This window comes from Amorphus sp. 3PC139-8, assembly GCF_040750475.1.
In the GTDB taxonomy this organism is placed as follows: domain Bacteria; phylum Pseudomonadota; class Alphaproteobacteria; order Rhizobiales; family Amorphaceae; genus Amorphus.
In genome coordinates this window covers 1-25,319 of the sequence record NZ_JABJVY010000001.1, presented here as the reverse complement: position 1 = coordinate 25,319, position 25,319 = coordinate 1, and the positions used below count along the sequence as shown (strand labels likewise).

Annotated in this window: 25 protein-coding genes and 1 pseudogene; 20 read left to right on the top strand and 6 right to left on the bottom strand. The window is 59.5% G+C overall.

Annotated features, from left to right (window positions below):
* Positions 1–33: 33 nt before the first annotated feature.
* Positions 34–1,317: a Rieske 2Fe-2S domain-containing protein gene (locus tag HNS03_RS00130; protein ID WP_367192157.1), complete on the bottom strand. Its 1,284-nt coding sequence runs from the start codon at positions 1,315–1,317 to the stop codon at positions 34–36.
* Positions 1,318–1,497: 180 nt separating this feature from the next.
* Between HNS03_RS00130 and HNS03_RS00125 the strand changes: the two genes are divergently transcribed.
* The 7 genes from HNS03_RS00125 to HNS03_RS00095 all read left to right on the top strand — a co-directional run bounded on the left by HNS03_RS00125 (position 1,498) and on the right by HNS03_RS00095 (position 7,325).
* On the top strand, positions 1,498–2,421 hold the full coding sequence (locus HNS03_RS00125) for a 2Fe-2S iron-sulfur cluster-binding protein (RefSeq protein WP_367192155.1): 924 nt from the start codon (positions 1,498–1,500) through the stop codon (positions 2,419–2,421).
* Positions 2,411–3,625, top strand: a complete 1,215-nt coding sequence (locus HNS03_RS00120; RefSeq protein WP_367192154.1) for a Gfo/Idh/MocA family oxidoreductase — start codon at positions 2,411–2,413, stop codon at positions 3,623–3,625. The genes HNS03_RS00125 and HNS03_RS00120 overlap by 11 nt, the downstream gene beginning before the upstream one ends.
* Entirely contained in the window at positions 3,612–4,604 is a 993-nt protein-coding gene (locus HNS03_RS00115) for an ABC transporter substrate-binding protein (RefSeq protein WP_367192152.1), read from the top strand. Before HNS03_RS00120 ends, HNS03_RS00115 begins: the two co-directional genes overlap by 14 nt.
* Before the next feature lie 134 nt (positions 4,605–4,738).
* On the top strand, positions 4,739–5,197 hold the full coding sequence (locus HNS03_RS00110; RefSeq protein WP_367192151.1) for a hypothetical protein: 459 nt from the start codon (positions 4,739–4,741) through the stop codon (positions 5,195–5,197).
* A gap of 200 nt (positions 5,198–5,397) precedes the next feature.
* Positions 5,398–5,763 (top strand): Rieske (2Fe-2S) protein, encoded by a 366-nt coding sequence (locus HNS03_RS00105; protein ID WP_367192150.1) that lies wholly within the window; start codon positions 5,398–5,400, stop codon positions 5,761–5,763.
* Positions 5,750–6,031 (top strand): hypothetical protein, encoded by a 282-nt coding sequence (locus HNS03_RS00100; RefSeq protein ID WP_367192149.1) that lies wholly within the window; start codon positions 5,750–5,752, stop codon positions 6,029–6,031. Before HNS03_RS00105 ends, HNS03_RS00100 begins: the two co-directional genes overlap by 14 nt.
* 31 nt (positions 6,032–6,062) lie before the next feature.
* The gene (locus tag HNS03_RS00095) at positions 6,063–7,325 is read left to right on the top strand and encodes an amidohydrolase family protein (protein WP_367192147.1); all 1,263 of its coding nucleotides are present in this window, start codon (positions 6,063–6,065) and stop codon (positions 7,323–7,325) included.
* Here HNS03_RS00095 and HNS03_RS00090 read toward each other — a convergent pair.
* Positions 7,303–8,436 (bottom strand): alpha-hydroxy acid oxidase, encoded by a 1,134-nt coding sequence (locus tag HNS03_RS00090; protein WP_367192146.1) that lies wholly within the window; start codon positions 8,434–8,436, stop codon positions 7,303–7,305. The genes HNS03_RS00095 and HNS03_RS00090 overlap by 23 nt on opposite strands.
* A gap of 373 nt (positions 8,437–8,809) precedes the next feature.
* Between HNS03_RS00090 and HNS03_RS00085 the strand changes: the two genes are divergently transcribed.
* The 8 genes from HNS03_RS00085 (at position 8,810) to HNS03_RS00050 (ending at position 16,304) form a co-directional block, all read left to right on the top strand.
* The gene (locus HNS03_RS00085) at positions 8,810–9,619 is read left to right on the top strand and encodes an ABC transporter ATP-binding protein (protein ID WP_367192144.1); all 810 of its coding nucleotides are present in this window, start codon (positions 8,810–8,812) and stop codon (positions 9,617–9,619) included.
* A gap of 34 nt (positions 9,620–9,653) precedes the next feature.
* Complete coding sequence (locus HNS03_RS00080; RefSeq protein WP_367192142.1) at positions 9,654–10,628, top strand: ABC transporter substrate-binding protein; 975 nt, start codon at positions 9,654–9,656, stop codon at positions 10,626–10,628.
* A gap of 6 nt (positions 10,629–10,634) precedes the next feature.
* Entirely contained in the window at positions 10,635–11,396 is a 762-nt protein-coding gene (locus HNS03_RS00075) for an ABC transporter permease (RefSeq protein ID WP_367192141.1), read from the top strand.
* Positions 11,393–12,175 (top strand): ABC transporter permease, encoded by a 783-nt coding sequence (locus HNS03_RS00070; RefSeq protein WP_367192140.1) that lies wholly within the window; start codon positions 11,393–11,395, stop codon positions 12,173–12,175. Before HNS03_RS00075 ends, HNS03_RS00070 begins: the two co-directional genes overlap by 4 nt.
* Before the next feature lie 40 nt (positions 12,176–12,215).
* Positions 12,216–13,709: an aldehyde dehydrogenase family protein gene (locus HNS03_RS00065; protein ID WP_367192791.1), complete on the top strand. Its 1,494-nt coding sequence runs from the start codon at positions 12,216–12,218 to the stop codon at positions 13,707–13,709.
* A gap of 51 nt (positions 13,710–13,760) precedes the next feature.
* Complete coding sequence (locus tag HNS03_RS00060) at positions 13,761–14,489, top strand: class II aldolase/adducin family protein (protein ID WP_367192139.1); 729 nt, start codon at positions 13,761–13,763, stop codon at positions 14,487–14,489.
* 283 nt (positions 14,490–14,772) lie between these two features.
* Positions 14,773–15,429, top strand: coding sequence for an isochorismatase family protein (locus HNS03_RS00055; protein ID WP_367192138.1), 657 nt, complete (start codon positions 14,773–14,775; stop codon positions 15,427–15,429).
* A gap of 11 nt (positions 15,430–15,440) precedes the next feature.
* The gene (locus HNS03_RS00050) at positions 15,441–16,304 is read left to right on the top strand and encodes a polysaccharide deacetylase family protein (protein ID WP_367192136.1); all 864 of its coding nucleotides are present in this window, start codon (positions 15,441–15,443) and stop codon (positions 16,302–16,304) included.
* 84 nt (positions 16,305–16,388) lie between these two features.
* Here the strand turns inward: HNS03_RS00050 and HNS03_RS00045 are convergent.
* The 4 genes and pseudogenes from HNS03_RS00045 to HNS03_RS00030 form a co-directional block, all read right to left on the bottom strand.
* Positions 16,389–17,139: pseudogene (locus HNS03_RS00045) on the bottom strand (IS5 family transposase); the annotation flags it as partial.
* Positions 17,140–17,292: 153 nt separating this feature from the next.
* Positions 17,293–18,084 (bottom strand): SDR family NAD(P)-dependent oxidoreductase, encoded by a 792-nt coding sequence (locus HNS03_RS00040; protein ID WP_367192135.1) that lies wholly within the window; start codon positions 18,082–18,084, stop codon positions 17,293–17,295.
* 68 nt (positions 18,085–18,152) lie between these two features.
* Positions 18,153–18,623 carry a DoxX family protein gene (locus tag HNS03_RS00035; RefSeq protein WP_367192133.1) on the bottom strand — a complete coding sequence of 157 codons (471 nt, stop codon included), beginning with the start codon at positions 18,621–18,623 and terminating at the stop codon, positions 18,153–18,155.
* Between the two features lie 144 nt (positions 18,624–18,767).
* On the bottom strand, positions 18,768–19,613 hold the full coding sequence (locus HNS03_RS00030; RefSeq protein WP_367192132.1) for a polysaccharide deacetylase family protein: 846 nt from the start codon (positions 19,611–19,613) through the stop codon (positions 18,768–18,770).
* A gap of 338 nt (positions 19,614–19,951) precedes the next feature.
* Here HNS03_RS00030 and HNS03_RS00025 point away from each other — a divergent pair, with 338 nt between their 5' ends.
* The 5 genes from HNS03_RS00025 to HNS03_RS00005 all read left to right on the top strand — a co-directional run.
* Positions 19,952–20,791: a sugar phosphate isomerase/epimerase family protein gene (locus HNS03_RS00025; protein WP_367192130.1), complete on the top strand. Its 840-nt coding sequence runs from the start codon at positions 19,952–19,954 to the stop codon at positions 20,789–20,791.
* 27 nt (positions 20,792–20,818) lie between these two features.
* Entirely contained in the window at positions 20,819–21,613 is a 795-nt protein-coding gene (locus HNS03_RS00020; RefSeq protein WP_367192128.1) for an SDR family NAD(P)-dependent oxidoreductase, read from the top strand.
* Between the two features lie 94 nt (positions 21,614–21,707).
* Complete coding sequence (locus HNS03_RS00015; RefSeq protein WP_367192127.1) at positions 21,708–22,658, top strand: ABC transporter permease; 951 nt, start codon at positions 21,708–21,710, stop codon at positions 22,656–22,658.
* A 28-nt stretch (positions 22,659–22,686) separates the two neighbouring features.
* Positions 22,687–23,784 carry a sugar ABC transporter substrate-binding protein gene (locus HNS03_RS00010; protein ID WP_367192125.1) on the top strand — a complete coding sequence of 366 codons (1,098 nt, stop codon included), beginning with the start codon at positions 22,687–22,689 and terminating at the stop codon, positions 23,782–23,784.
* A 13-nt stretch (positions 23,785–23,797) separates the two neighbouring features.
* Positions 23,798–25,319, top strand: a 1,522-nt coding sequence (locus tag HNS03_RS00005) for a sugar ABC transporter ATP-binding protein (protein ID WP_367192123.1), incomplete at its 3' end; no start/stop codon positions are given.

Genomic DNA, 25,319 nt, shown 5'->3' with positions numbered 1-25,319 from the left:
TTCTTGGCCTGCTCGAAAGGCCCCGGCCTGGGATTATTCCGCCGCATCGAGCTTTTCTTCTGCGTCCACCAGCGTTCGCCAGTCCACGGTTTTGGGGTAGACGCCCTCATGCGATGCAATTTTCGCCTGGGGCACGCGCGGCTCCTGGGTTCCGATCGCTTTACCACCTTCTGCCACCTTGTTGGCAGCATCAACCATGATGCGGCGGAACTCCACGATCGCCAAGTCCGACGCGCCGAGAACGTCGGTGTGACGCTGAACCCGCGACCCCATGCTGACCCACATCACGATATCCTGGTTCGGAATTCCCTTCACGCCGGTGAAGTCACCTTCCTTCATGGCTTCGCGATCCTGCAGAAAGTCGTTCTCCAGCGTTCGGACGGGCCGCCACTTGTGGTCGATATCAGTGCCGGGAACGGCATGGGCAAAGCGCCGCCATTCTTCCGTGCTCGGGACGTTCGGGCCGCCCCACGCAATGAAATGGAACGCGGTTTCGTCATCGTTGATCGGCACGATGACACTGGCGACCTTGTAGTTGTTGTTCGGCGGAATCAGCGAGTAGTAAGGCGCCACGAACTCGGTGATGCGCAGATAGTTATGCGTTTTTGCATCTTTGATGGGTTTGCGTATGGCGGCATAGTGGAAGCCATAGCTGGTCGTCTGGGTCTGCATGCGGGGCGACTTGTCGGTGGACGGACGGTACCAGGACTTGTCGTCCGACGCGGCGCTCTCCACCTTCGCCGGCTTCATGTCCGACGAGTGCAGGCTGGACGAATGCGCGCTGTCGATCTGGCCTTCATGAATCTGCGCCCAATTGGCCGGCACGCGGATTTTCAGGATCGATACCGGCGTGTCTTCAGTCGGGGCAAAGGCCGGCGGATCGAATTCCGGCACCTCTTTCGGGTCCCCAAGCCAAGCCCAGACGAAACCGCCCCACTCCTTAACCGGGTAGGCGCGTGCCTTGACCTTGTCCTTCAAGGGGCTGCCTTCGGGCTCCGAGGACATTGCCAGGATGTTGCCGTCAACATCCATTTTCCAGCCGTGGTATAGGCACCGCAAACCGCAATCTTCGTTGCGCCCGTAGACGAGTGAGGCCTTCCGGTGCGGACACTTCTCGTCGAGCAGTCCCACCCGACCCTTAGTATCACGGAAGGCCACATAGCTTTCACCGAGTGCCTCCACCCGAAGGGGCTTGCCGTCGGGTTCGGCCACTTCCTCGATGAGACAGACGGGCGTCCAGTGCTGGCGCATCAACTTCGCCATCGGCGCCTCGCCGGTCACTCGGGTGAGAACTTCGTTTTCTTCAGGCGTAAGCATTTCAATCTCCCACGCGTCGCTTCATTAGTATTCTAACTAAACATAACGCAGCCACCCAAAGGCGTCTAGAGGTTGACATAAAATGATTAGATTTCTAAGTCATCTCCTTCGAAACTGGAATTTTAGAGGACCGATACGCGGCAGCTGGACCTCATGACGGAAAAATCAGAAACCATAAAAATGCGCGTGACGGCGCGGCGCAATCTCACGCCACACATCGTCGAATTCACGCTTTCACCGGTCGAGGAAACCGCTCTTCCGAGCTACGGCCCCGGTGCCCACGTGACGGTGGAAACCCCGTCCGGCGCAATGCGTCGCTATTCGCTCGTCGCTCCCGGCGACAGCCCATCTCAGTATGTCATCGCGGTCAAGCGCGAGCCGGATTCGCGCGGCGGTTCCCAATCCATGCACGATGAGGCCGTGGAAGGGACCGAATTGGAGGTCGAGCCCCCGGAAAACGACTTTCCGATGGGGGAGGCCCCGAAATATCTCCTGATCGCGGGCGGGATCGGCGTCACGCCGATCTATGCGATGGCGCAGAAACTGGCGGGCGACGGCAAAGAGTTCGACATCATCTATTGCACGCGCAGCGCGGAGGAGACGGCTTATCTCGACGAGATGAAGGAGGCGTTCGGCGACAGGCTTGTTGTCCATCATGATGCCGGCGATCCGGATGAGGTCTACGATTTTTGGGACCACTTCGAAGAGCCGAAAAATATGCACGTCTATTGCTGCGGTCCGAAGGTCCTGATGGAGGAAATTGAAGCGATCTCGGGTCACTGGCCGGAAGGGCGCGTGAATTTCGAGGATTTCAAGCCGGTCGAGGTCATCCGGGCCGACGACGAAGCGTTCGACGTTGAGCTGGCCAAGAGCAACAAAACGGTGACCGTTCCGGCCGACCGCTCCATCCTCGAGGCTATCCGCGACAGCGGCGTCAAGACCGTCAGCTCTTGCGAAAGCGGCACTTGCGGAACCTGCAAGACGCGTCTGATCAAAGGCGACGTCGATCATCGCGACATGGTGCTGATGGATGAAGAGCGCGACGATTACATTATGATCTGCGTTTCACGCGCCCGCAGCGGGAGCCTGATTCTTGACATTTGATCGTGGGAGCAACCCGCTGCGTCTGGGCGTCGTCGGCCTCGGACGCGGTTTTGTGTTGATGCTGTCGGCCTTCCGGAGCGATCCGAGGGTTCAGCTGGTTGCAGCCTGCGCACCGCGCGAAGAGTCGCGCAACGCGTTCACGGCCGAGTTCGGCGGGCGGGCCTACAGCGACGTCGACGCGCTTTGCGCCGACACCGATGTCGAGGCCGTCTACATCGCGACCCCGCATCAGATGCATCGCGATCACGTCATCAGCGCGGCACGGGCAGGCAAGCATGTCCTCGTGGACAAGCCTCTCGCCGTGTCGATGGACGACGGGCGGGCAATGGTCGAGGCCTGCCGCGATGCCGGTGTCGCGCTCTTAGTCGGGCCGAGCCACAGCTTCGATGGACCGGTCGGCCAGGCCCGGGCGATGATCGACGACGGCGTGATCGGACATGTGCGCATGATCCAGGCCTTCAACTATACCGACTTTCTCTACCGTCCGAGACGGCCCGAAGAGCTGGTGACCGCAGAAGGCGGTGGGGTGATCTTCTCGCAGGGCGTTCATCAAATCGATATCGTGAGGCTTCTTGCCGGCGGCGGCGGGGAGCGCGTATTTGCCATGACGGGCGCGTGGGATCCGAACCGCCCCACGGAAGGCGCCTATTCGGCACTGGTCTCCTTTGAAGGCGGCGTCTTCGCGTCGCTGACCTATTCCGGCTATGCCCACTTCGATAGCGACGAATGGATGGACTGGGTCGGCGAACTGGGAACTGCGAAATCCGCGGACAGCTACGGCGGCGCTCGCAAGGCTCTAGCGGGTATCAAGTCGGCCGCCGATGAAAGCGCGCTGAAGTCGACGCGGACGTATTCGGCGGATGTCAAAACGCCCAGCCCGAACGATCATGAACATTTCGGCCCGATCATCGTTTGTGGGGAGCGAGGTGACCTCAGGCTGACGCCCAGAGGGATCCATTTCTATGGCGACACGGAGCGAACATTCGTCGACGCGCCGCCGCTCGTGCATCCGCGCAAGGAGGTTGTCGATGCACTGGTCGCCTGCGTGCGGGACGGAAAGATGCCGGCCCAGACAGGGCAGTGGGGGCTCGCCAGTCTGGAAATCTGTCATGCCATTTTCGCCTCAGCGGAAAAGGGCGAAGCGGTCGGGCTCGAACATCAAGTAAAGGTATCAGGGGAGGGTGTCATAAATGACCGATCTTAGGCTTTCGCTTGCGATGGGAAACTATGACCGCACGCGGCCAATCGCTGACGGGCGGGTCAAGATCGACGGTGTCGATCCGGCGTGTATGCTGCTTTCACCCGAGGAGATGTTCTTCCGGGCGTTCCGTCACCAGGCGTTCGATATCAGCGAATTGTCGCTCTCGTCCTATTCGATCTCGGTGGCTCGGGGCGACCCGCACTATGTGGCGGTTCCGGTTTTCCTGTCGCGCGCCTTTCGGCACACCTCGGTCTACATTCGCAGCGACAAAGGGATAGAGAAGCCGGAGGATCTGAAAGGCAAGCGCATCGGAATCGCCGAATACCAGCTGTCGGCCAATGTCTGGATTCGCGGGATACTTGAAGATGAGTTTGGTCTGAAACCCTCCGACGTCACATGGGTTCGTGGCGGCATGAACGCGCCGGGCCGACCGGAGAAGATTAAGGTCGACGTCCCGGCCGACGTGACGATGGAAGAAGCGCCTGCGGGAAGCACCCTCAACGAAATGCTCATGGATGGGTCGATCGACGGGTTCGTCGGGCCACGTGCGCCACGGTGTTTCGATGAGAGGCATCCGAAAATCACGCGGCTTTTCGCCGACTCCGTGAAAGCGGCCGAAGACTACTATGAAAAGAGCGGTGTTTTCCCGATCATGCATGTCCTGGGGGTTCGCCGATCACTGGCGGAGGCCTACCCCTTTCTGCCCGGGACGTTGATGAAAGCGTTCGGCGAGGCGAAGGCGATGGCGCAGGCCGCGTTGGCGGACACCTCTGCCACCAAGGTGACGATGCCGTTCGTGGAAGACAATCTCGCGCGCGCACACAAGCTGATGGGCGCGGATATCTGGACTTACGGTGTTCAACCCAACGTGAAAACGCTTGAGACCTTCCTGGAATACCATCATCGACAGGGACTTTCGCCGCGTAAGGTGAATATCGATGAATTGTTCCATCCCGCAGCGCTGGAAGCCTACAGTCTCTAGAGCAATTTCGGGAAAAGTGGGAACCGATTGGCCGTCCGGAAATGCGTCAAAACAAACGATGTTAGAGTCGTTTGGAGATTCAACGAAAAGCGGAACGGCTCTAGACGTCACCGAAGGTAAGAAGGGTCGGTATAATGTACGCTTTCAATCCCGGCGACATTGTCGAGATCGAGACGAGCAATGGCCTTGCCTACGTGCAAGTGACCCATAATCATCCCTCCTATCCCGAAGTCTTTCGCGCTCTGCCGGGACTTTTCCAGAAGCGTCCCGACGATTTTTCTCTTTTAGCGAAGAGAGAGGGCGTATTCGTGGCGATGAGCCCCCTTCGCAGTGCGATCGAGCGCGGCTCTCTGTCGGGCGAATTCTGTGGCAATCAGCCTGTTCCGAAATCGGAACAGACGTTTCCGACCTTCAAAATGGCGATCCGGGACAAGCAGGGCAACGTCGCCTATTGGTGGTATTGGGATGGCGAAGGCCTGCGTTATGAGGCCGACGCGGATGCCGATAATGAGACCCTGCCGGCACGTGAAATCATGAGCGTCAAAGCGCTCGTGGGCCGACTGGCCGCAGCAGAGATGCAGTCCGCAGACTGAACTGTCTTTGTCATTGCCGTCTGACCCGGATGGCGACGCTGTCCGCGCAAGCAGGACGGCCGTGTTGCTGACATTCTCACTGCAAGCGAAACGCGCCGGCGTCAAGCCGTGTGGGAGCACGGCTTGACGCCTGAGACGCGGCTTGACGTCCGATCCGCACCCTTATATCGTATGGATAGCATACTAATTAGGGGCGCGTGATGTCCAAGACGTATGTTTGCGCCGAGGCTGAGCTTGCTGACGGAGATGTGCGGGTCGTCGAAGTTGGCGACGTCGAGATCGGAGTTTTCCGTCACGGGGATCAATATTACGGCTATCGCAACGTCTGTCCTCACCAAGGAGGGCCGGTCTGTGAGGGTATGCGAATTGCCAAGGTAACGATGGAGCTCGACGAGGTCCGACGGTTCCGACGGCACAATTTCGATCGCAGCGATATGCACGTCGTCTGCCCCTGGCACGGCTGGGAGTTCAGACTGGAAACGGGCGAAGCCGCCGGCGATCCCGCGATCCGCTTGAAGCGGTACACGGTGAAGGCGCAGGACGGCGGCATCTATGTCGACGCCTGAGCTTGCCGAAGCGACCGCTGTTCTTGAGGCGGCCGTATCCGACGGAACCGTTGAACAGATTGCAGATCGCGACCTCCAAAGGATTCTGGCGGCAGCCTTGCGCCTTTATGCGGCAAAGACGAGCAACGGCGAAGAATTCCCGCCTTTTTTGTCGGATGATGGCGTGACGGCGACCGATGTCGCCACCAGCGCGACCGCCATACTGGATGCTGCGCAGATTGCGGTCTTCGAACTGGGAATGTGGCAGGCGGTCACGGGGCGCTCATAACACGCGGATAAATGCCAGGGAGGAAACCGCGATGGATTTCAATTTGACGGGTCTTCCCGCTGAAGGTCCCCCAGTCGAGGACTTCGATACGACGAAGCTGCTGCGCAACGCGGCGCGACAGGCGCGCAAGCGGCACTATGAAGATTTCTTTATCTGCGATGTCGACGCGCACCACTACGAGACCGAGGCGTTGCCGGAAATCCTAGAGTATATGGATGATCTGGTTCTGCGCCATCTTGGCGTTTCCTCGGGCAACGTCGGACGTTCCGGGCTGATCCCCTCGGTGATCGGCTCCCAGGACATGGCGGGCCGGGTCACGCGGTATCCCGGGCGCCGGCACGAGACAGTGCCGGAAACGCCGCATCGGGACATCACACTGACACGGCGCTGGATGGATGCACTCGGCGTTGATATGGCCTGCCTCTTTCCCACGCCGATGCTGACGCTCGCGACGCACCCGCAGTCCGACGTCGAAGTGGCCATGGCCCGCGCCTACAACCGCTGGCTTTGCGAACGTATTCTGGAGGAAGATCCGCGCATTTGCTCGATGCTTTATCTGCCTCTCAACGAGCCGCATGAAGCGGAACGCATCGTCGAGGAGTTCGGCGAGCGGCGCGGCGTCGTCGGGTTCCTCTCGACGGGCTACCTGAAGCGGCCGGTGCACGACAACGCCAATATGCGGGTCTACGCGATGCTCGAAGAGCGCGGGATGCCGCTCGGATTCCACGCCGTCTATCATTGGGGCGACACGTCGCTCGCTCAGCTCAACCGGTTTATCTCCGTTCACGCGCTTGGCTTCACCTTCTGCAACATACTCCACATGACCAACTGGTTGATGAACGGCATGCCGGAGCGCTTTCCGAAGCTCAAGACGATATGGATCGAAAGCGGCCTTGCGTGGATTCCCTTCGTCATGCAGCGGCTCGATAACGAATACATGATGCGGACATCGGAGGCGCCTCTCCTCAAGCGCAAGCCGAGTGAGTACATGCGGGAAATGTATTATTCCTCGCAGCCTATGGAGATGGTGGACAATCGTGAGGCGCTTGAAGTCACGTTCAAGATGATCAACGCGGAAACGCAGCTTCTTTATTCGTCGGACTATCCGCATTGGGACATGGATCTGCCGAGCACGATCTACGACCTGCCTTTTCTCTCGGAGCAGTCCAAGCGGGACATATTGGGTGGCAACGCACAAAAGCTCTTTAATATCGAGCCGCTGCTTGCGGATTGGAAAGTGGAGGCACGCGCCGCGGGCCCTGGCTCTGGAGTCAGGCAAGACAGTCGCGTGTGATTTCGGCGATGTTTCGGCAGCCGATGAGCCTCATCGTCCGACTTAGTTCGTCGGTCAGGATCTCAAGGGTGGCCCGCGCGCCGCTTTCACCCGCGGCGGCCAGCCCATAGAGCGGCGCCCGGCCGGCCATCACGGCATCGGCACCGAGCGCGAGCGCCTTGACAATGTCCGTGCCGCGACGAAAACCGCCATCGGCCAAAATGGTCATTTTTCCTTGCGCGGCCTCGACGACGGCGGGCAATGCGGCAATGGCAGACGGCGCACCGTCCAGTTGTCGCCCGCCGTGGTTCGAGACTACGACGCCGTCGATCCCGATCGACTTCGCTTTAATGACGTCTGCCGGTGACAGCACACCTTTGACGATGAGCGGCTTGTCCCACACGTCCCGAATGCGCTCCAGATCGGACCAGTCGAACGCCGGGTTGCGCTTCTGGCGTGAAAAATCGGCCATATCGCGCGCGGTGGCGTTTTCTGGCAGGAATGCCGCAAGATTTTCGAGTTTCGGCATTCCCGTTTTGAGCCAAACCTGGGTCAGCCACCTCGGGTGCAGGAGACCGTCGAGAAGGATGCCGGGCGACCAATTGATGTGATGTGAAAAGCCGTTGCGGCGGTCGCGTTCCCGGTTGCCGGGAACCAGGGAGTCGATCGTGACGATGGCAGCGCTGTATCCTGCGTCTTCGGCTCGCTTCAGAAGGGCTGCCGAAAAATCCGGGGTGCCCCAGGGATACAGCTGGAACCAGCCCGGCTTGTCCAATGTTTTGGCGACTGTCTCGAGATTCGTATTGGAGGCCGTCGACAGGGAAAAGCCGATGCCGGTTGCGTTCGCTGCCCGGGCCAGACACAGATCGCCTTCCCGCCAGAAGATGCCGTTCAGTCCTGTCGGTGCAATTGCCAGTGGGGCGGCGAGATTTGTACCGAACAAATCGACTGTCGTGTCGATCGCGCCCCCCGTGAGGATCCTGGGCTGAAAGGACAAAGACTCGAAGTCGCTTCGGTTCGAACGAAGTGTCACTTCATCTTCTGCGCCGCCGTCAAGATAGTCGAATACGACGCGGGGCAGGCGTCGTTTGGCGAGAGTCCGCCAATCATCGATATTGATTGTTTGCGTCATTCGGTAATCCCACGAAAAAAAGCCTGCCGAGACGAGTGTCACCTACATTCCATTCGCCGACAGGCCAACCCATTCTTGCCAAGTGAGGTGAGGGCCGCGACGCCAATTCTCGACAACCTGCCGGTGTCCGTTGTCGGGCGAACCGCACGCGACGAGCCGGGCTGGAGCCGGTACGGGTCGCGTTGCCGATCTTATAAATCGTTGGATAACGAAGGATATAGGCTGGGAAGCGGTTTCGCGATGCTTCGTGGGTGATGGGTATGCCGTCCATTACGGGAAACCGTTTGACAAAAATCAAAACCAGCATTTAGGTTAATTAGAGTTCTAATCTTTGACGCTCTGGTCGTCTGGATAGGAACCGGGGAGGATATGAGTGGTTCTAGAAATCCGAAACGTCGGGAAGGCGTTCCAATCCAAAGACGGTCAGGTCGTTCGTGCGCTTTCGGAGGTGTCTCTTTCCGTTCAGGAAGGGGAATTCGTTTCGATCATCGGGCCGAGCGGCTGCGGAAAGTCGACGCTGTTCAACATCGTCGGCGGCCTTTTGACCGACCATGACGGCAAAGTCGAAGTGGACGGAATGACCATCCAGGGCCCGCACCGGGAAATCGGCATGGTCTTTCAGGAGGAGTCGACCTATCCGTGGCGCAGCGCGATACGCAACGTCGAGCTGCCTTTGGAGATAGCCGGCGTCGCGGCCAAGGAACGCCGCAAGCGCGCGGCAGATTTGATCAAGCTCGTCGGGCTGGAGGGGTTCGAGGAGCGGTTGCCGCGTGAATTGTCCGGCGGCATGCGTCAGCGGATATCGATCGCGCGCACGCTCGCGTTTCAGCCACGCATCATGCTGATGGACGAACCTTTCGGCGCTCTCGACGAACAGACACGTCTGCTTCTGGGCGATAAAATCCTTCAGATTTGGCAGGACATTCGTCAGACGACCCTGCTGATCACACACAACATCACCGAAGCCGTGCAGATGAGCGACAGAGTCGTCGTCATGTCGCACCGGCCGGGACGCATCAAGCAGATCATCGAGATCGATCTTCCGCGTCCGCGAAGCTCCGAAAACATTACCGACAAGGCCTTTGGCGACTATGTCGGGATGATTTGGCGCGATCTGCGGGAGGAAGCGAGCATGTATCTCACCGAAAGTGAGGCGCCGGGCGCGGTCGCCAAAAGTGCGTAGACGCGAATACTCGAAAAAACGACTGGGAGGAAACATGAAACATTGGAAGACAACCGCATTGGCCGTGGGGCTCGCCACCGTCGTCGGAGGACATGCCGTCGCGGCCGACCTCGTCCGGGTCGCCAGTTCTCAGCGCGGCTTCTGGGATCAGACGCTGATCCAATTCGGCGATGATGCCGGCATCTTCGATAAGCACGACATCGATCTGGAGATCCTCTGGACGGACGGGGGCGCCGATGCGCAGCAGTCGGTCATCTCCGGCAGCATGGACGTTGCGGTCGGCACCGGCGCCCTGGGCGTCATCAGTGCCTGGGCAAAGGGCGCTCCCATCGATGTGATCGGCGCGTCTATGACCGGGTCGTCGGACCTTTTCTGGTATGTGAAGGCCGACAGCGACATCAAGAGTATCGCCGACGCAGCCGGGCGCACGGTTTCCTTCTCGCGCCCGGGGTCCTCGACCAATCTCATCGCTGCCAAGCTCGTCGCGGCGGCCGACGTCGACGCGGAGTTGGTTCCCACGGGCGGGCCGGCGGCGACGATGACCCAGGTCATGTCGGATCAGATCGATGTCGGCTGGTCGGCCGTGCCGATCGGCCTCGACCGGGAAGCCTCGGGCGACATCCGCATTATCGCCAGCGGGAACGACGCGCCGGGGGTGGCCGAACAGTCGGTCCGCTACCACGTCGTCAACCGCAATTTCCTCGAACAGAATCCGGACGTCATCAAACGTTTCCTGGCCGCGTACCAGGAAACGCTCGATTGGGCCTACGACAGCGACGAGGCGCTGCAGATGTGGGCCGATATGAACGACCTTACCATGGAAGAGGCCAAATCGGCGCGTGATCGTGGATATCCGCGCGAAGCGCTTCAGCCGTTCCCGATCAAGGGGACCGATCAGAACGTCCAGGAAGCGGTTGAAAACGACCGGCTCGACGAGCCGCTGACGGAGGAGCAGGTTTCCGAATTCCTGTCGACGGCCGAAGAGGTACGTGGATCGAGCAGCGAGTAAGCGACCGTGAAAGCGTTCGTTGAACATCGATGGGGGCCGGCATTCGCCGGTCTCCTGCTCGTCGTCGCTCTCGGTGGCTGCCTTCAGCTGGCCGTTGGCGGTGGGCTGATTTCGCCGTTCGTCATTCCCTTGCCGAGCGACGTGCTGGCGGAGGTGCCGAGCCTTTTTACCGAAGAAGGACTTGCGCACCTGTTTGCGTTGACGTTTGGCATCACGCTGCTCGCAACGCTGCTGTCCACGGTGATTGGCGTTCCGGTGGGGTTGTTCCTTTTCCGGCAGCGTGACTTCGGTCAGGCCTACGAAAACTGGCTCGGCGCCATATTCTCTGCGCCGGTCATCCTGCTTTATCCGCTGTTTCTTGTCGTCATGGGACGCGGTCTTCACACGATAGTGGTGATGAGCGTCTTCGTTGGGGTGACGCCGATCATTCTGAGTACGTATCGCGGCTTTCTGTCGGTTCCGCCCGTCTATGTGCGCGTAGCACGTAGTTTCAACATGTCCTCGCACGACACCTTCTGGAAGGTCCTTCTGCCAGCGGCTCTGCCGTCGATCTTTACCGGGATCCGTCTGGCGCTGATCTACGCGATGATCAATGCCGTGGCGATCGAGTTCCTCGTGAGTATCGGCGGCCTCGGTTTCCTCGTGGGCGACCTTTACGACCGCTACAACATACCCGGCATGTATGCGGCCGTCGGTTTCGTCATTATTGCCAGCATGATCTTTTTCTCCGGACTTGAATGGCTTGAGAAATGGCTGGATCCGCAGTGAGTGCTTCGACAGGGGCGGTTCCGGGCCCAATAATCTCGCGCGTCACCGTTATTCGTGTCGTCACGCTGCTTGCCGTGTGGGCGATCTACGAGGCGGCTTCGCGCTCCGGTCTCTTCTTCGAGGGTGTCGTGCCGTCATCGTTCGTTGTCCTGCGCACGATGTTCGAAACGCTGGCGTCGCCGGAATTCTATCCGCACCTGTTTCGCACGCTGACCGAGGTCGTCAGCGGCTTCGTTGTGGGCGTGGTTGCGGGGGTTTCGGTCGGCATCGTGTTCGGATCGTCCAGACTGATTGCCGGCATGATCTCGCCTTGGGTCAATTATCTGGGGCCGGCCCCGAAGATTATCTTCCTGCCGATCCTTCTTCTCGTGTTCGGGGTGGGAATGGGATCGAAGGTCGCGATGGCGGCGCTATCGGCCTTTTTCCCGGTGGTTATCGCCACCCATGCCGGGATGCGGCACATCCCGCCTGTCTATCTGCGTGTGGCCAAGACCTTTAACGCCAGCTGGCACCAGATTGTGACCAAGGTCTACATCCCCGCGCTGGTGGCGCCGGTGATGACCAGCTTCCGGCTGGCGATCGGCGTTGCCTTCATCGGCACGCTTCTCGCTGAGATCAAGCTGTCCAATCAGGGCCTCGGGTACCTCATCATTCAGCACTACAACTTCCTTCGAATACCGGAAATGTACGCGGTGCTGCTGCTGACCTTCATGTTGGCCGTCGCCGCCAACGCCTCAATGGGATGGCTTGCCGACCGCGTCGAACACGAACGCCACTGAAGCCAGGCTACCCCTCGCGATCCGTAATGTGGAGAAAGTCATGAATGTTGCAGCCGATCCGAAATCGGAAGGACCGTGGAAGCCTGTTCTGCCCGAACATCTGTCGCTCTATTTCGGAGGCGGTTGGCACGATCCCGTCAATGGCGGCCGTTCGCCGACCTTTGATCCCGGCTTGGGTGTGCAACTCGCGGAAGTGGCCGAGGCCTCGTCCGGTGACGTTGACCTTGCCGTCGCCTCTGCGCGCAAGGGTTTTCTCGAATGGCGCGATGTGCCTCCGCTGGAACGTGCGCGCGTGCTGAAGGAGATCGCCCGTATCTTGCGCGACAACGCGCGCGAGCTTGCGACAATCGATGCGGCGAACTGCGGCAATCCGGTCGCCGAAATGGTCAGTGACGCCAACATTGCTGCGGCCCAACTGGATTTCTTCGCCGGCCTTGTGACGGAAATGAAGGGCGCCTCCATTCCGATGGGGCCGAACGCGGTAAATTTTTCCGTACGTCAACCGCTCGGCGTCGTCGCGCGTATTCTCGCCTACAATCATCCTTTCATGTTCTGTGGCGGCAAGATGGCGGCACCGCTTGCCGCCGGTAATGCGGTAATCATCAAGCCGCCGGCCCAGGCTCCGCTGTCATCGCTGAGGCTTGCCGAACTCGTCGACGGCCTTCTGCCCGCAGGTGCATTCAGCGTCATTCCCGGCGGGACAGAAGCCGGCGCATCGCTCGCAAGTCATCCCGATGTCGCCAAGGTCACGCTCATCGGCAGCGTGGCTGCGGGACGCGCCGTCATGCGCTCGGCCAGTGACACGGTGAAGCCGGTGTTGCTCGAACTCGGCGGCAAGAACGCGCTCATCGCCTTTGCCGACTCCGACCCCGACGCCGTCGCCAAAGCCATTGTTGGCGGTATGAATTTCACTTGGTGCGGACAGTCGTGTGGTTCGACCAGCCGCGCCTTCCTGCACGAGGATATCCACGACGCCGTGGTCGAACGCGTCAACGCGGCGGTCACGCGTTTCAAGCCCGGCATACCGACCGATCCGACGACCACCATGGGTGCGCTCGTGAGCAAGGCGCAGTTTGACCGGGTGATGGGGTATATCGACAGTGCGAAGGAAGAGGGAGCCCGGCTGGTCTGTGGCGGCGGATCGCCGGCGACGGACGAGCTGAAAAGCGGCTACTACATTGAGCCGACGATTTTTGCCGACGTCACGCCTGAGATGCGGATCGCGCGCGAAGAGATCTTCGGTCCGGTCCTTTCGGTTCGGCGTTGGTCGGACGAAAAAGCGATGATCGACGAGGTGAACGGCCTCGAGTACGGCCTGACCTGCTCGATCTGGACCCGGGACCTCGCGCAAGCACATCGGACAGCGATGGCTGTCGAGGTGGGATTCGTCTGGATCAATGAGGTTTCCAAGCACTTCCTCGGCGCGCCTTTTGGCGGCTCGAAACAGTCGGGTATCGGGCGTGAGGAATCGCTTTCGGAGCTGATCGCCTTCACTCAGGAAAAGAACATCCACGTCAACCTCGTCGGGCAATAAAGCGAACGAGGTCCTTTTTCCTTGCCATTCTCAGAGGTTGTCTATCGCCAAATGTCCGACGAATCCGCAATAGAAGAAGCCGTTCGCGATCTGGTCATCGCCAATCGCATCCTGGCGCATGAAGATGTCATCGATGATTTTGGTCACATCAGCGTCCGCAACCCTGTCAAACCGAACCACTTTTTCCTCTCGCGTTCGCGGAGTCCGGAACTCGTGACACGCGAGGACATCTTCGAGTTTACGCTCGAGGGCGAACCCGTGTCCGGTATGCAGGGAAAAAGACCTTACGCCGAGCGCTACATCCACGGCGCGATTTACGCCGCGCGTCCTGACGTCCATTCGGTCTCGCATCATCACGCCCGCTCCGTTTTGCCTTTCACCGTCTCGAAGACGCCGCTTCGGCCCGTCTTCCACATGGGATCGGTGATCGGCAAGAACGTGCCCGTCTGGGACAGCCAGCCCGAGTTCGGCGACACCAACATGCTTGTCGATTGCTGGGAGATGGGCGTGTCGCTGGCAAAAACGCTTGGAAACGACACGGTGGTGCTTTTGGCGCGCCATGGTGCGGCCGTTGCCGCGAGCAGCGTCAAGGACTGCGTGTTCACGTCCGTGTATCTCAACGAAACGGCTGAAGTCCTCCTGAATGCTCTGCCGCTCGGGGAGCCGTCTTACTTGACGGATGGGGAAATCGACATGACCGCGTCGATGCTGAGAGGACCGATGCCGCAGGAGCGGGCCTGGACATACTATGTCAAACGAGCGGGATACGAAGGGCTCTAAAGGCGTTCCTTTGTCTGCCTGATCTATATCCTGATTTAGATAGGCGAAACCGCGACTTCGTCACGGCGCGTTTCAAGGCCGGGCCCCAGGGCGAGCGATCCGTTGAATGGCGCCTGGGGCCCGGGGAGCTCCGCCGAAGTCGGTCTCTTCATCTGCGTGGCCGCCGCACGGCGGGTTTGACGCCGGCGGCGCACCTTGGCGCGTTTGAGAAGACATCCATACACGGGTCATGGTCGGACCCAACGGACAACTTTCAAAGACGATCGATCGATGGAGAAAATCAATGACCAACGCGTCTTCTGATGAACTTGAGTTCTTTAGTAAACGCGGCTTTGGTGGCGCAATTGGATTTGGTGAGAACCCGGCGCTCCTTGTCGTCGACATTATGCGTGCCTTTACGGATCCGAATATGCCCCTCGGTTCAGACCTGAGCCCGCAGATCGGGCACATCAACAGCCTTCTGGAAACTGCCGAGAAAACGCAGATTCCGACCTTCTTCTCAGTCGTTTGTTATGACGATGCGGATTGTCGCGATGCTGGCGTATGGGGACGCAAGATGAGCGGGCTTTTCGATCTGACAGCTCGCTCGGCTGCCGTCGAACTGGACCCGCGGTTGCGTAAGCGGGCCGATGCGTCGGTGTTCAATAAGAAATATGCGTCCTGTTTCTTCGGCACTGATCTCATCTCGCGCCTTCAGGCGCGTAGGATCGACACTCTGATCGTTACGGGGTGTACGACCAGCGGGTGTGTCAGGGCGACCGTCGTGGATGCGGTCCAATACGGTCTCATGCCAATCGTCGTTAAGGAAGCGGTGGGGGATCGCTCGACTACGGCGCATGCGCAAAGCCTGTTCGATATCCAGGCGAAATACGGTGACGTTATGAGCCTCGATGACACGATCGAGAAGATCGACGCCCACTTTGGTGCGATCGGATCATAAGGGAGAATATGATGGACAATAGGCTTTACGAATATTCGCCGATCGTTTCGCGTCCGAAGCTCGCGTGGCCCAACGGAGCGCGGGTTGCGTTCTATGTCGGATTGAACGTCGAGCACTACGAAGTCGACAAGCCCTCCACGAGCATCTTCCCCGGCACAGCTGGTCTTGCGCCCGATCCCCTCAATTTCGGCTGGCGCGATTATGCGTTGCGGATCGGTATCTGGCGTCTGATCGAGTCGCTCGATCGATATGGACTGCGTGCCTCCGTGTTGCTCAACTCAGATTGCTGCGAGCGCTATCCGCAGGTCATTCAGGCAGGCAAAGAGCGCGGATGGGCCTGGCTCGCCCACGGCAAGAACAATTCCATCCTGCAGGCAGGCATGACCGTTGAGGAGGAGCGACAATATCTGACGAACGTCGTCGATACGATTCGCGAAGCAACAGGACAGTCCGTCAAAGGGTGGCTCGGGCCGGCACTCACCGAGACCTTCGAGACCCCTGGGATCCTGAAGGAGATCGGGCTTTCTTACCTTCTCGACTGGTGTTCCGACGATCAGCCATTTCCGCTAAGTATCCCAGGAATGCTGTCCGTGCCGTATTCGATCGAGTTGAACGACGTCACGATGTTTGTCGGTAAGTCGCTAACGGGTGAGCAATTCTATCAGATGGTCGTCGACCAGTTCGACCAGTTGTATGCAGATAGTGCGCAGTCCGGACGTGTGATGGCGCTCTGCCTTCATCCATTCATCATCAATCAGCCGTTTAGGCATAAATATCTCGATAAGGCACTTGAATACATCGCGAATCATGAAGGCGTATGGTTGACGACGTCGGATGAAATCGCGGCGCACTATGCCGAAAACTATAATCAATAGTGGGAGATGGAGTGCTGTCCGTTCGAATTGAGCCAATTTGAACGAGGAGAAATGGCTCACTTCGGCCGAGGTGACCGCCTCATAACTCCGCAACCAGATGCGGATCGAAGCGAGCTGGACGGAAGCGAGGAAGTTGTCGTCGCGCTTATCGTATCGGGTGGCTACGGCCCTGAAGTGTTTGAGTTTATTGAAGAACCGCTCGACGGCGTTGCGTTGGCGGTAGACCCATGCGCTGAACGGGAAGGTTTTGACGCGGTTCGGCATGGCTCGGATGTTGGCCCATGCGCCGCGCTTTGCCATCGCGGCGCGGAGCGTGTCGCCGTCATAAGCGCGGTCGGCGAGCAGGATATGCCCGGCCTCGACGGTCTCGAACATGTCGGAGGCCGAGCGTCCGTCATGGGCCTGGCCCTCGGTCAGCTTGAGGCGGATCGGCCGGCCTTCGGCATCAACGAGGGCATGGATTTTGGTGATCTGGCCGCCGCGCGAACGACCCATGCAACGGGATCGCTCATCTTTTTTTGACCGTTGGCGGCGTGCTGGTGGACGCGGATCGAGGAGGAGTCAATCATCTCACGTCACCATCGTAAGCGGCTGATACGGCTTCGAGAATGCGCGCCCAGTGGCCGGCTCTGCGCCACCGGTTGAAGCGGTTCACGCACGTCGTGTGCGGACCGTAGCGCGCCGGAATGTCGGCCCAGGGAGCCCCCGTGCGCAACCGCCAGAAGATGCCGTTCAGGACCTTTCGGTCATCGGCGCGGGGCACCCCGCGCACCTTCGTAGGAAGCAACGGCTGGATCACCGACCACTCGAAATCCGTCAGATCGAAACGCCCCATCTCAGCCTCCTGTCGATTGCAGGAAGAGAAGCACAGCCGCTGATTGGGAATCGCGTTTATGGGTATGTGACCTAAAGGAAATGGCTCCAGCGTTTGACGCCGGAGCCATATTTCATCGGTCAGGCACTTTGCCCGCGGAGTTGGGGCCGGGCTCTAATATACCGGCAACGATCCACCGTTGGCCCAGTAATCCGAACCGGTTACAAAGCTGGCCCGGTCGGAGGAAAGGAACAGAACGACCTCGGCGATTTCTTCCGGTTCGCCGATGCGTTGAAGCGCAAATTTTTTGTGCTCTTTGGCAAAGTGGTCGACGACCTTCTCGCGGTCCATTCCACCATACATTTCGGCCAGAAGATCGATAAAGCCGCCCGGCTTCTCCCAGATCGGTGTCCGCGTCGCGCCTGGTGAAACACAGTTGGCGCGAACGCCTTTGGGGCCGAATTCGATCGACAGCGATTTCATGAAGCTGAGGACGGCCGATTTCGACACGCAGTAGTCGTAGAACAGCGGCTCCGGCATGCGCCCGAAATCGGAGGCAATTGCGACGACCGAGCCTTTGCCCTGTTCGGCCATCTGCGGAACGGCCGCGCGGGCGCATCGAACGACACCGAGGGTGTTCACGTCGAAGGTGGCCATGAAATCTTCCGGACTGACGTCTGCCAGTCCGGTGCGGGTGGGAGCCACACCTGCGCAGCAAACCAACGCGTCGATCCGGCCGAACGAATCGAGAGCCGCCTCCGTCAACTGCGTTGCGCCGTCGGCTCTCAGATCGATTTGCAGCGGCACGGCCTTTTCCTTGCCGGAAAGCTCGTTGACCGACGAAACATCGAGGTCGCCGGCTACCACGTTTGCGCCCTCTTCAAGAAAGCGCCTAGTGGTCGCAAGCCCAATTCCAGAGCCCGCGCCGGTGACGAGTACCGTCTTCCCTTCCAACTGATATGTCATGGAATCCTCCCATTATTGGTACGAACTGTTTTCGTTGGTCGATGTCCTGAGGACCCCGCCTGAGGGGGTCAGATGAAGAGGCTGAATAAGTGGTCGAGCGAGAAGGGCCCGCCACCGTAAAAGACAAAAAACAGCGCACACATTCCCCACAGGGCGTAGTGCTCGAAACCGTTCTGGTTCGAGAAGAAACCGTCCTTGATGTGATGAATTGCCGACAGGAACAGCAACACGGCGCAGGACAGCGCGACCAGACGCGTCAAGAGCCCGAAGGCGAGCATCGCTCCCCCGACGAGATTGTTAATCGTCGAGAGCCACGCCCAGAATAGGCCGGGCTTCCACCCGAACCGTTCCATGTATTCCGCCGTTCCTTCGACTGTTTGTACGGGCATTCCGGTGTTTGGGAAAAAGCCGAAGCTTGCGCGCAGGGCGTAAAGGACGAGCACGCAGCCGACCCAAAGTCGTAAAACGAAGGCCCAGAGCGAAATCATTGAGCCTTCTTCCAGGAAAGGAAGAACAGAAGGGTTGGCAGGAATTTCCATGGAGATATCGGCCTGTTCCGCTACGCCACACTAGAGCACCTCCAGTTCAGGCCGGTTCGATCTGAACGAAAAGGAATTGCTCAAGCACTTAAATCTATAGCCATTTCTTGTCGATCACGTGCGTCCACCTGATCGGAAAAGGCTCTAGGCGGTTTCGTGTGGGGTGTCGGATTGCTCCATTGCCCAGCGTGCAATTTCGTCCTTGCGGAGGAAAATGACGCCGGGATGCTCTTTGGCATAGCCGATGAAATCGGAAACGACCTTCGCGATTGCCGGCTGTCCGCCGATCCGATCGTGAACGCTGACGGACATCATGCGGCGCCGGGTCGCCGCTTCGGCGTAGAGAACATCGAATTCGTCGCGCAGATCGGAACCGAAGTTCGCGGCTGAAAGCGACAGTTGATGGAATCGATCGATGTCGTTGTTGCGCCGTGTATACGGCACCACCCCGAAGGGTTTGCCCGCCACTTTGATGGTGAACGGCTCATCTCGGCTGGTGTCGTCGATGTAGTAAAGGAAGCCGAGTGATTGCAGGATCTTCAGCGTATTGGGGCCGTTGCGGAGGGCGAAAGCGTTGAAGCCCACCGGTTTGGTACCGGTTGCATCGTCGATCGCTTTAATGTTGTCGACGTATGATTTTCTTTCGTCCTCTTCGGACATGCGCCAATGCGGCTGCCACGTGTGGCCGTGCGCTGCAGCCTCATGGCCGCGCTCGACAATTTCTCGAGCCAATTCGGGATTTTTCTCCACGGCTTGGCCGACCATATGGGACGTGACCTTGATTCCGTGGCGGTCCCAAAGGTCAAGAAGGCGCGGCAGACCTTCTTTGAAGCCGTATTCAAACCACTTGACCGTCGCCATGTTCGCCGTTTCGGCATCCATCTCGGCGAATGGGCTGTAGGGGGCCTTATCAGGCTGTGCACCCGCCTCAAATTGCATGGATACCGAGATCGCCAGCCGTGCTCCGTCTGGCCAAAACCCTTCAGACATCATGCCCTCCCGATAATTCATTTATAATGTAACGAATTAAATCCAGTCAGTAGGGGCTGGGCTTGCGTTTGTCAATTGGTCGTCCCCCAAGCCACAGTGGGTGGCTATTGACTTGATAAGACTTAGAAGCCTAACCTCCAATGAAACGTTATTAATATAACGAAAAGGCTCTAGAGGGCCGGGAGGAGATTAAAAGTGCGAGACAGGGAGGGGGCCCGGGCGCCATCCGCTCGGAACCGCTGCATTCCTGAGGCGAGTCGACAGGGCATAAGCGGGCTGACGGCGCCGGGCGTGGTCGGTCATGACTGCGTCGGACCGGATCTGGATTGTCGGCTGACATGCTGACCCTTTGGCCGGCATGTGTGCGCAGCCATTCGTTGTACGACCAGATCACGGCGGCAGCATCGACTGGATTTTCGGCGATTGCGATTAATTCCGCCGGTTACGTCGCCGCGCGGTCATCCGGCATGACCGCGTCCCGGATCAGAGAGACCTTGCACGACTGCGGTATGACTGTGTCTTGGGTCGATGCGGTCACGGGATGGCTTCCGGTGCGCTTTCCGCCGCGGTCACCTGAATTGAAAGGCTTTCTCGATCACGAGCTCGATATCGCGTTTGAGATTGCAGCTGAGCTCGGGGCGGAAGGTCTTCTTGCGATCGGCAGTTTCGATCATGGCGCTGTGGATCGGTCGCGCCAGATCGATTGTTTCGGTCAGCTGTGCGAGCGAGCGGCGGGCAACGACTTGCGTGTCGGGCTCGAGCCGATCCCGTTTTGGGGAATCCCTACGCTTCGTGCCGCGCTCGAAATAGTCGATACCGTCGGTGCGCCGAACGGTGGGCTGATGCTCGATTCGTGGCATTTCTACCGCGGCGATCCCGATATCGCGCTGCTGGAACGTGTCCCGGGAGAGAAGATCTTCGGCGTCCAGCTCGCCGACGCAGAGTGGGAAGTCCGGGGCGACCTGCAGCAGGATTGTCTGGAGCACCGGCTTTTGCCCGGCGACGGTGACTTTCCGCTCGACGCCTTTATGTCGCGCCTCGTCCGGATGGGGGTGCGTGATTTCGGCCCGGAAGTGTTCTCCGCGCGTCTCGACGCGCTGTCGGCCGAAGAGGCCGCGCAACGATCGGCCCAAGCGGTGCGGGCGGTTCTCATAAAACATGGAGTTGAAGCCGCATAGCGGCGAATCCGAAAGGGAGTGCCAAGGATGAATCTCGGCTTGGAGGGTAAGGTTGCGGTCGTCAGCGGCGGCGGACGTAAGGATGGCATCGGGTGGGCCACGATCAAGGAATTGATCGAGGCTGGCGCAAAGGTGCTCATGGGCGATATCGAAATCGACCCGGCTTACGAGGAGCTGACCGGCGACGGCGCCGTGGAGGTCGAAAAGATCGACCTTTCGCAGGCCGGCAACCCCGAGCGGCTGGTGGACCGCGCCATAGAGCGCTTCGGCAAGCTCGACATTCTCATCAACAATCTCGGGGTGACGATTTTCCGTCCCGGCTTTCTGGAGACGACCGACGACCATTGGGACATGATTTTCAGAACCAATTTCATGTCGAACGTGCGCGCGTCGCGAACGGCCCTCCCGCATCTCATCGAGTCCAAGGGCGTCATCGTCAACTTGGCATCCAGCCTTGGCACCACGCCGGTACCGAGCCTCGTCGATTACAGCGCCTTCAAGTCGGCGGTCCTGAATCTGACTAAGACATTGTCCGAAGAGTTCAGCCCGCAAGGCGTGCGGGTTGTCGCGATCTCGCCCGGAGCGGTGTTGACGCCCCATTGGACGCGGCCCGGCGGCGCGCTGGAAATGATGGCCCAGGAACAGGGTGTCGACGTGGAAACGATGAAGGCGGAGATCCCGAAAATGTTCGGAATGACGACCGGCCGCATGGTCTGGCCCGAAGAGATCGCCGCCGCGATCTGCTTTGCCGCGTCGAACCGCGTGGGGTCTCTGACCGGGACGGCACTATCGGTCGACGGCGGTTCGGTGAAGACGCTTTGATTGGTACGCATACGAAAGGGCACCGTCTATGTCAGACGAAGCGTCAGTAGATGCAACGACGACTTCTGCCGGGAAAGCCAGGAAGCCGTTGTGGATGCGCCTGACGAGGTTCGATGAGGCGGGTTTGCTGCTCGGTTTCATCGCTCTGGTGCTGATTATCGGCATTCCCCACCCGGAGTTCTTCAATGCCGGGTCGATCGAGGCCGTGCTGCGACAGACGGCTTTTGTCGCCATCATCGCCTTCGGCATGGTCTTCCTGGTCGCCATGGTCGAGTTGGACCTCTCGGTCAGCGGCATCTACGCCGTCGCCGGAATGTCGATGGCGCTGCTGGTCAAGGCCGGCATGGATCCCTGGTTGGCTGTTTGTATCGCCCTTTTTTCCGGATGCGTGATGGGGGCGCTCAACGGGGCTCTGACCAGCGCCCTCAAGGTGCCCCTGATCATCATCTCGCTGGGGATGCTGTCGGTCTATTTCGGTATCAATCTGATCATTTCCCAAGGTACAGCCGTATTCGGCATGCCGCGTGACCATTCCTTTTTTACGTTGGTCGGCGGCAATCACTTCGGCATGCCGATGGTCGTCTGGATCACGATCGTCACCGGCGCCATCCTCCATTTCGTCTTGTGGCGAACGCGGTACGGCGCGACCGTTCGGGCCGTCGGATCCAACATCACGGCGGCGCAGTTCTTGGGGATCCGAGTGGTTCGCACGCGGATCATGACGACGATCCTCGTCGGCTTTCTGTCTGCGCTCTCGGGCGTCTTGACGCTGGCTTTTTTCAAAACCTCGGAGCCGACGATTGGTGCCGGAATCGAGCTCCGGGTGATCGCGGCGGTCGTGATCGGCGGGACGTCTCTTGCGGGCGGGTCCGGGACGATACTGGGAGCGGCGCTCGGCGCCATCATCATCACGCTGATCGACAGCGGCATCGTCTTCTACGGCATCGACCCGGACTACTCGCAATTTGTCACCGGCGTCGTGATCGTCGCCGCCATTGCGCTCGACCGATTGGCAAAAAGCCACCGAGCGTCTTCGTCATCCTAGTCTTAACAGTCGTAAAAGGGAGGAACTCATGTTGGAGAACAAAAGTATAAAACAACGGGCCTGCGCGATCGTGATCGGAAGCGCCATGCTGGTGGCGACGGCGGGCGTGGCAAACGCCCAAGAGAAATTAACGATTTCTCTGATTCAGATTCTGACGGTGCAAGAATGGGCGTCCGAGCTGGCCGATGGCGCGCGAGCCGCCGTCGCGGATCTTGGTGAGGACAAGATCGAATTGCGGATCTTGGGACCGGCCGGGTTCGAACTGGCGAAACAGGCCCAAGTCACACTCAGCGAAGTCGAGCGCGGCACCGACGCGATCATCCTCTCCAACGTCGCACCCGGCGCCATGATCGAGCCGGCTGCGATGATCGCCGAACGTGGTGTACCGGTTACCTGGGTCGTCTCGGCACCGCCGGACGAAGTGCCCGACGCCTTTTTTGTCGGTGTCGATCCCTACGCGGTCGGCGAGTCGGGTGCGGAACTGATCGTGTCCGAGCTCGAGGAAAAGCACGGCAAACCGGCATCCGAGCTCAGCGGCGATGTCGTTCAGGGGTTGTGTGTCCCGGGCCTGCCGGTGCTGACGCGCCGCATGGATGCGATCGAAGCGGCGATCTCGGAGAAAATTCCGAACGCAAACTTCATCCCGCCCTTCGATTCCAAGCTCGATCTCACGCGTAGCTATGCCGCGTGGAACCAGGCCATCCAAAAATATCCGGATGCATTGTTCTATTCGGACCCGTGCGAGGAGGCCAACAAGAATATTCAGAAGATCCGGGCAGACGACAACATAGACGTCCCGCAGGTCTACTACGACAATCCCGAAGCCGCCCGTGTGGCCGTCAAGGAGGGCGAAGTGACCGGCATCGTGTCGTCCAATCGCTTTACGGAGGGCTATATCGCTGTCTGGGTCACGGCGAAGGCGTTGATGGATGAAGAGCCGTTTCCCTCCGGCTGGGTGAAGGTGCCGCACGAGGTCATCGATTCTTCCAATGTCGAGTCCTACATCGAGGCATGGAACAACGGCCAGGATGGCCTGCGGAAGTATTACGACCAGCAAATCACCGAAACCCGCGATACCCCGCTCAAAGACTTACCTCCTGCCAGTTCATACGATGGCAGCAACTGAGGACTGGTCTGTGTTGGCGCTGCCTTCGGGCGGCGCCTTTTCCCAGATGGGGGATGTGATGGAAGGCGCCATTTACGTCGCAACCGGGATTCGAAAAACGTTCGGGCCGACTGTCGCCCTTGATGACGTCGGGTTTGAGGTGAGCAGGGGTTCCATCGTCGGGCTTGCGGGCATGAACGGTGCCGGAAAGTCGACACTCCTTCGGATCATCGCCGGCGCGACGCAACCGGATGTGGGACAGCTTCGCATCGATGGTCGTGAGGTGAAGTTCGCCTCGACGTCCGATGCGCTGAGCGAAGGTGTCGCGATCGTTTCCCAGGAACTGAGCCTGTTTCCATCGCTTACGGTGGAGGAAAACCTCAAGATCGTCGACGGGCGAGGCGGTTGGGCCTCTGGCGCAAAATTTCGCCGCGATGCGGAACAGACGCTGAGCGAATTGGGCTTCACCTACGGCCTCAAAGAGCGTGTCGAAGGGCTTAATCTTGCGGAACGGCAATTGGTTGAAATCGCCCGCGCGCTTCTGCAACGGCCACGCGTGCTCATCCTCGACGAGCCGACGTCATCGTTGCACGCCGCAGAGGTTGAACAATTGCACGCACAATTGCGGCGTCTGCGCGATGACGGCGTTGGAATCGTCTATGTCACCCATTTCTTGGAGGACCTGCTCGACGTCTGCGACGAGGCGGTCGTGCTCCGCAACGGTCAGCGCGTGGAATCGCCGGACATGGCGAGATCGGATGCATTGCCCGCGCTGGTTTCCGCGATGCTGGGAGATGCTGACGTCGACGCAGACGAAAGCGCTGTGGCCGGCGAGGCCGAGTTGGCGCACTTTGTGCCGAAGGCGGGCGGACCGCTCACGATTTCCAACCTCAAAGCTGATCCCGCTCTTGTCGTTCCGCAGCTCAACATCGCGCCGGGTGAGGTGTACGGGCTTGCCGGTCTGGTCGGGTCCGGCGTTTCCGACCTCTTCGAGGTTTTGTTCGGATTGAAGAAGGCGTCATCAGGATCGGTGACCCTGCCGTCGGGTAAGCCTCTTCAAAAGAGCCCGGTCGCGGCCGTCCGGGCCGGCGTTGCCTATGTTCCGTCCGATCGCAAAACGGTGGGGCTGATGCAGCGCCAGACGATTGGCGAAAACGTTGTCAGCGTGCGTGCCCTGGCGCAGGGCCGGGATGGTTGGATTCCGAACAGGGCGACACTGGGTGAAGTCGCCGGCAAGCATTGTGCCGAGCTGGGCGTGCGGATGTCGTCCACCGATCAGATTGTTTCGACGTTGTCGGGCGGCAATCAGCAAAAGGTTGTCTTTGCCAAGTGGCTCGAGGCGGAGCCCTCCATGTTACTGCTCGACGACCCGACCCGCGGGATCGATATCCATGCGCGACATGAGATCCATGAAATCATCAGGAAGCTCGCTCGGTCGGGCATGACCATTCTCATTTATTCGAGCGATCCCGGTGAGGTTGACCTGCCCCAACGAAGTGGTCCAGTTTCAGTCTTAGTGCATGACGGGTGTTGGAGCTACGACCGGGGTGGCCGGC

What these genes read in the sequence shown, in the direction of transcription:
- HNS03_RS00080 (WP_367192142.1), top strand. Translation starts at nt 9,654, where the DNA reads ATGAAACATTGGAAGACAACCGCATTGGCCGTGGGGCTCGCCACCGTC.
- HNS03_RS00125 (WP_367192155.1), top strand. Translation starts at nt 1,498, where the DNA reads ATGCGCGTGACGGCGCGGCGCAATCTCACGCCACACATCGTCGAATTC.
- HNS03_RS00035 (WP_367192133.1), bottom strand. Translation starts at nt 18,623, where the DNA reads ATGGAAATTCCTGCCAACCCTTCTGTTCTTCCTTTCCTGGAAGAAGGC.
- HNS03_RS00095 (WP_367192147.1), top strand. Translation starts at nt 6,063, where the DNA reads ATGGATTTCAATTTGACGGGTCTTCCCGCTGAAGGTCCCCCAGTCGAG.
- HNS03_RS00015 (WP_367192127.1), top strand. Translation starts at nt 21,708, where the DNA reads ATGCGCCTGACGAGGTTCGATGAGGCGGGTTTGCTGCTCGGTTTCATC.
- HNS03_RS00065 (WP_367192791.1), top strand. Translation starts at nt 12,216, where the DNA reads ATGAATGTTGCAGCCGATCCGAAATCGGAAGGACCGTGGAAGCCTGTT.
- HNS03_RS00025 (WP_367192130.1), top strand. Translation starts at nt 19,952, where the DNA reads ATGCTGACCCTTTGGCCGGCATGTGTGCGCAGCCATTCGTTGTACGAC.
- HNS03_RS00020 (WP_367192128.1), top strand. Translation starts at nt 20,819, where the DNA reads ATGAATCTCGGCTTGGAGGGTAAGGTTGCGGTCGTCAGCGGCGGCGGA.
- HNS03_RS00040 (WP_367192135.1), bottom strand. Translation starts at nt 18,084, where the DNA reads ATGACATATCAGTTGGAAGGGAAGACGGTACTCGTCACCGGCGCGGGC.
- HNS03_RS00030 (WP_367192132.1), bottom strand. Translation starts at nt 19,613, where the DNA reads ATGTCTGAAGGGTTTTGGCCAGACGGAGCACGGCTGGCGATCTCGGTA.
- HNS03_RS00130 (WP_367192157.1), bottom strand. Translation starts at nt 1,317, where the DNA reads ATGCTTACGCCTGAAGAAAACGAAGTTCTCACCCGAGTGACCGGCGAG.
- HNS03_RS00010 (WP_367192125.1), top strand. Translation starts at nt 22,687, where the DNA reads ATGTTGGAGAACAAAAGTATAAAACAACGGGCCTGCGCGATCGTGATC.
- HNS03_RS00050 (WP_367192136.1), top strand. Translation starts at nt 15,441, where the DNA reads ATGGACAATAGGCTTTACGAATATTCGCCGATCGTTTCGCGTCCGAAG.
- HNS03_RS00055 (WP_367192138.1), top strand. Translation starts at nt 14,773, where the DNA reads ATGACCAACGCGTCTTCTGATGAACTTGAGTTCTTTAGTAAACGCGGC.
- HNS03_RS00060 (WP_367192139.1), top strand. Translation starts at nt 13,761, where the DNA reads ATGTCCGACGAATCCGCAATAGAAGAAGCCGTTCGCGATCTGGTCATC.
- HNS03_RS00115 (WP_367192152.1), top strand. Translation starts at nt 3,612, where the DNA reads ATGACCGATCTTAGGCTTTCGCTTGCGATGGGAAACTATGACCGCACG.
- HNS03_RS00105 (WP_367192150.1), top strand. Translation starts at nt 5,398, where the DNA reads ATGTCCAAGACGTATGTTTGCGCCGAGGCTGAGCTTGCTGACGGAGAT.
- HNS03_RS00090 (WP_367192146.1), bottom strand. Translation starts at nt 8,436, where the DNA reads ATGACGCAAACAATCAATATCGATGATTGGCGGACTCTCGCCAAACGA.
- HNS03_RS00100 (WP_367192149.1), top strand. Translation starts at nt 5,750, where the DNA reads ATGTCGACGCCTGAGCTTGCCGAAGCGACCGCTGTTCTTGAGGCGGCC.
- HNS03_RS00110 (WP_367192151.1), top strand. Translation starts at nt 4,739, where the DNA reads ATGTACGCTTTCAATCCCGGCGACATTGTCGAGATCGAGACGAGCAAT.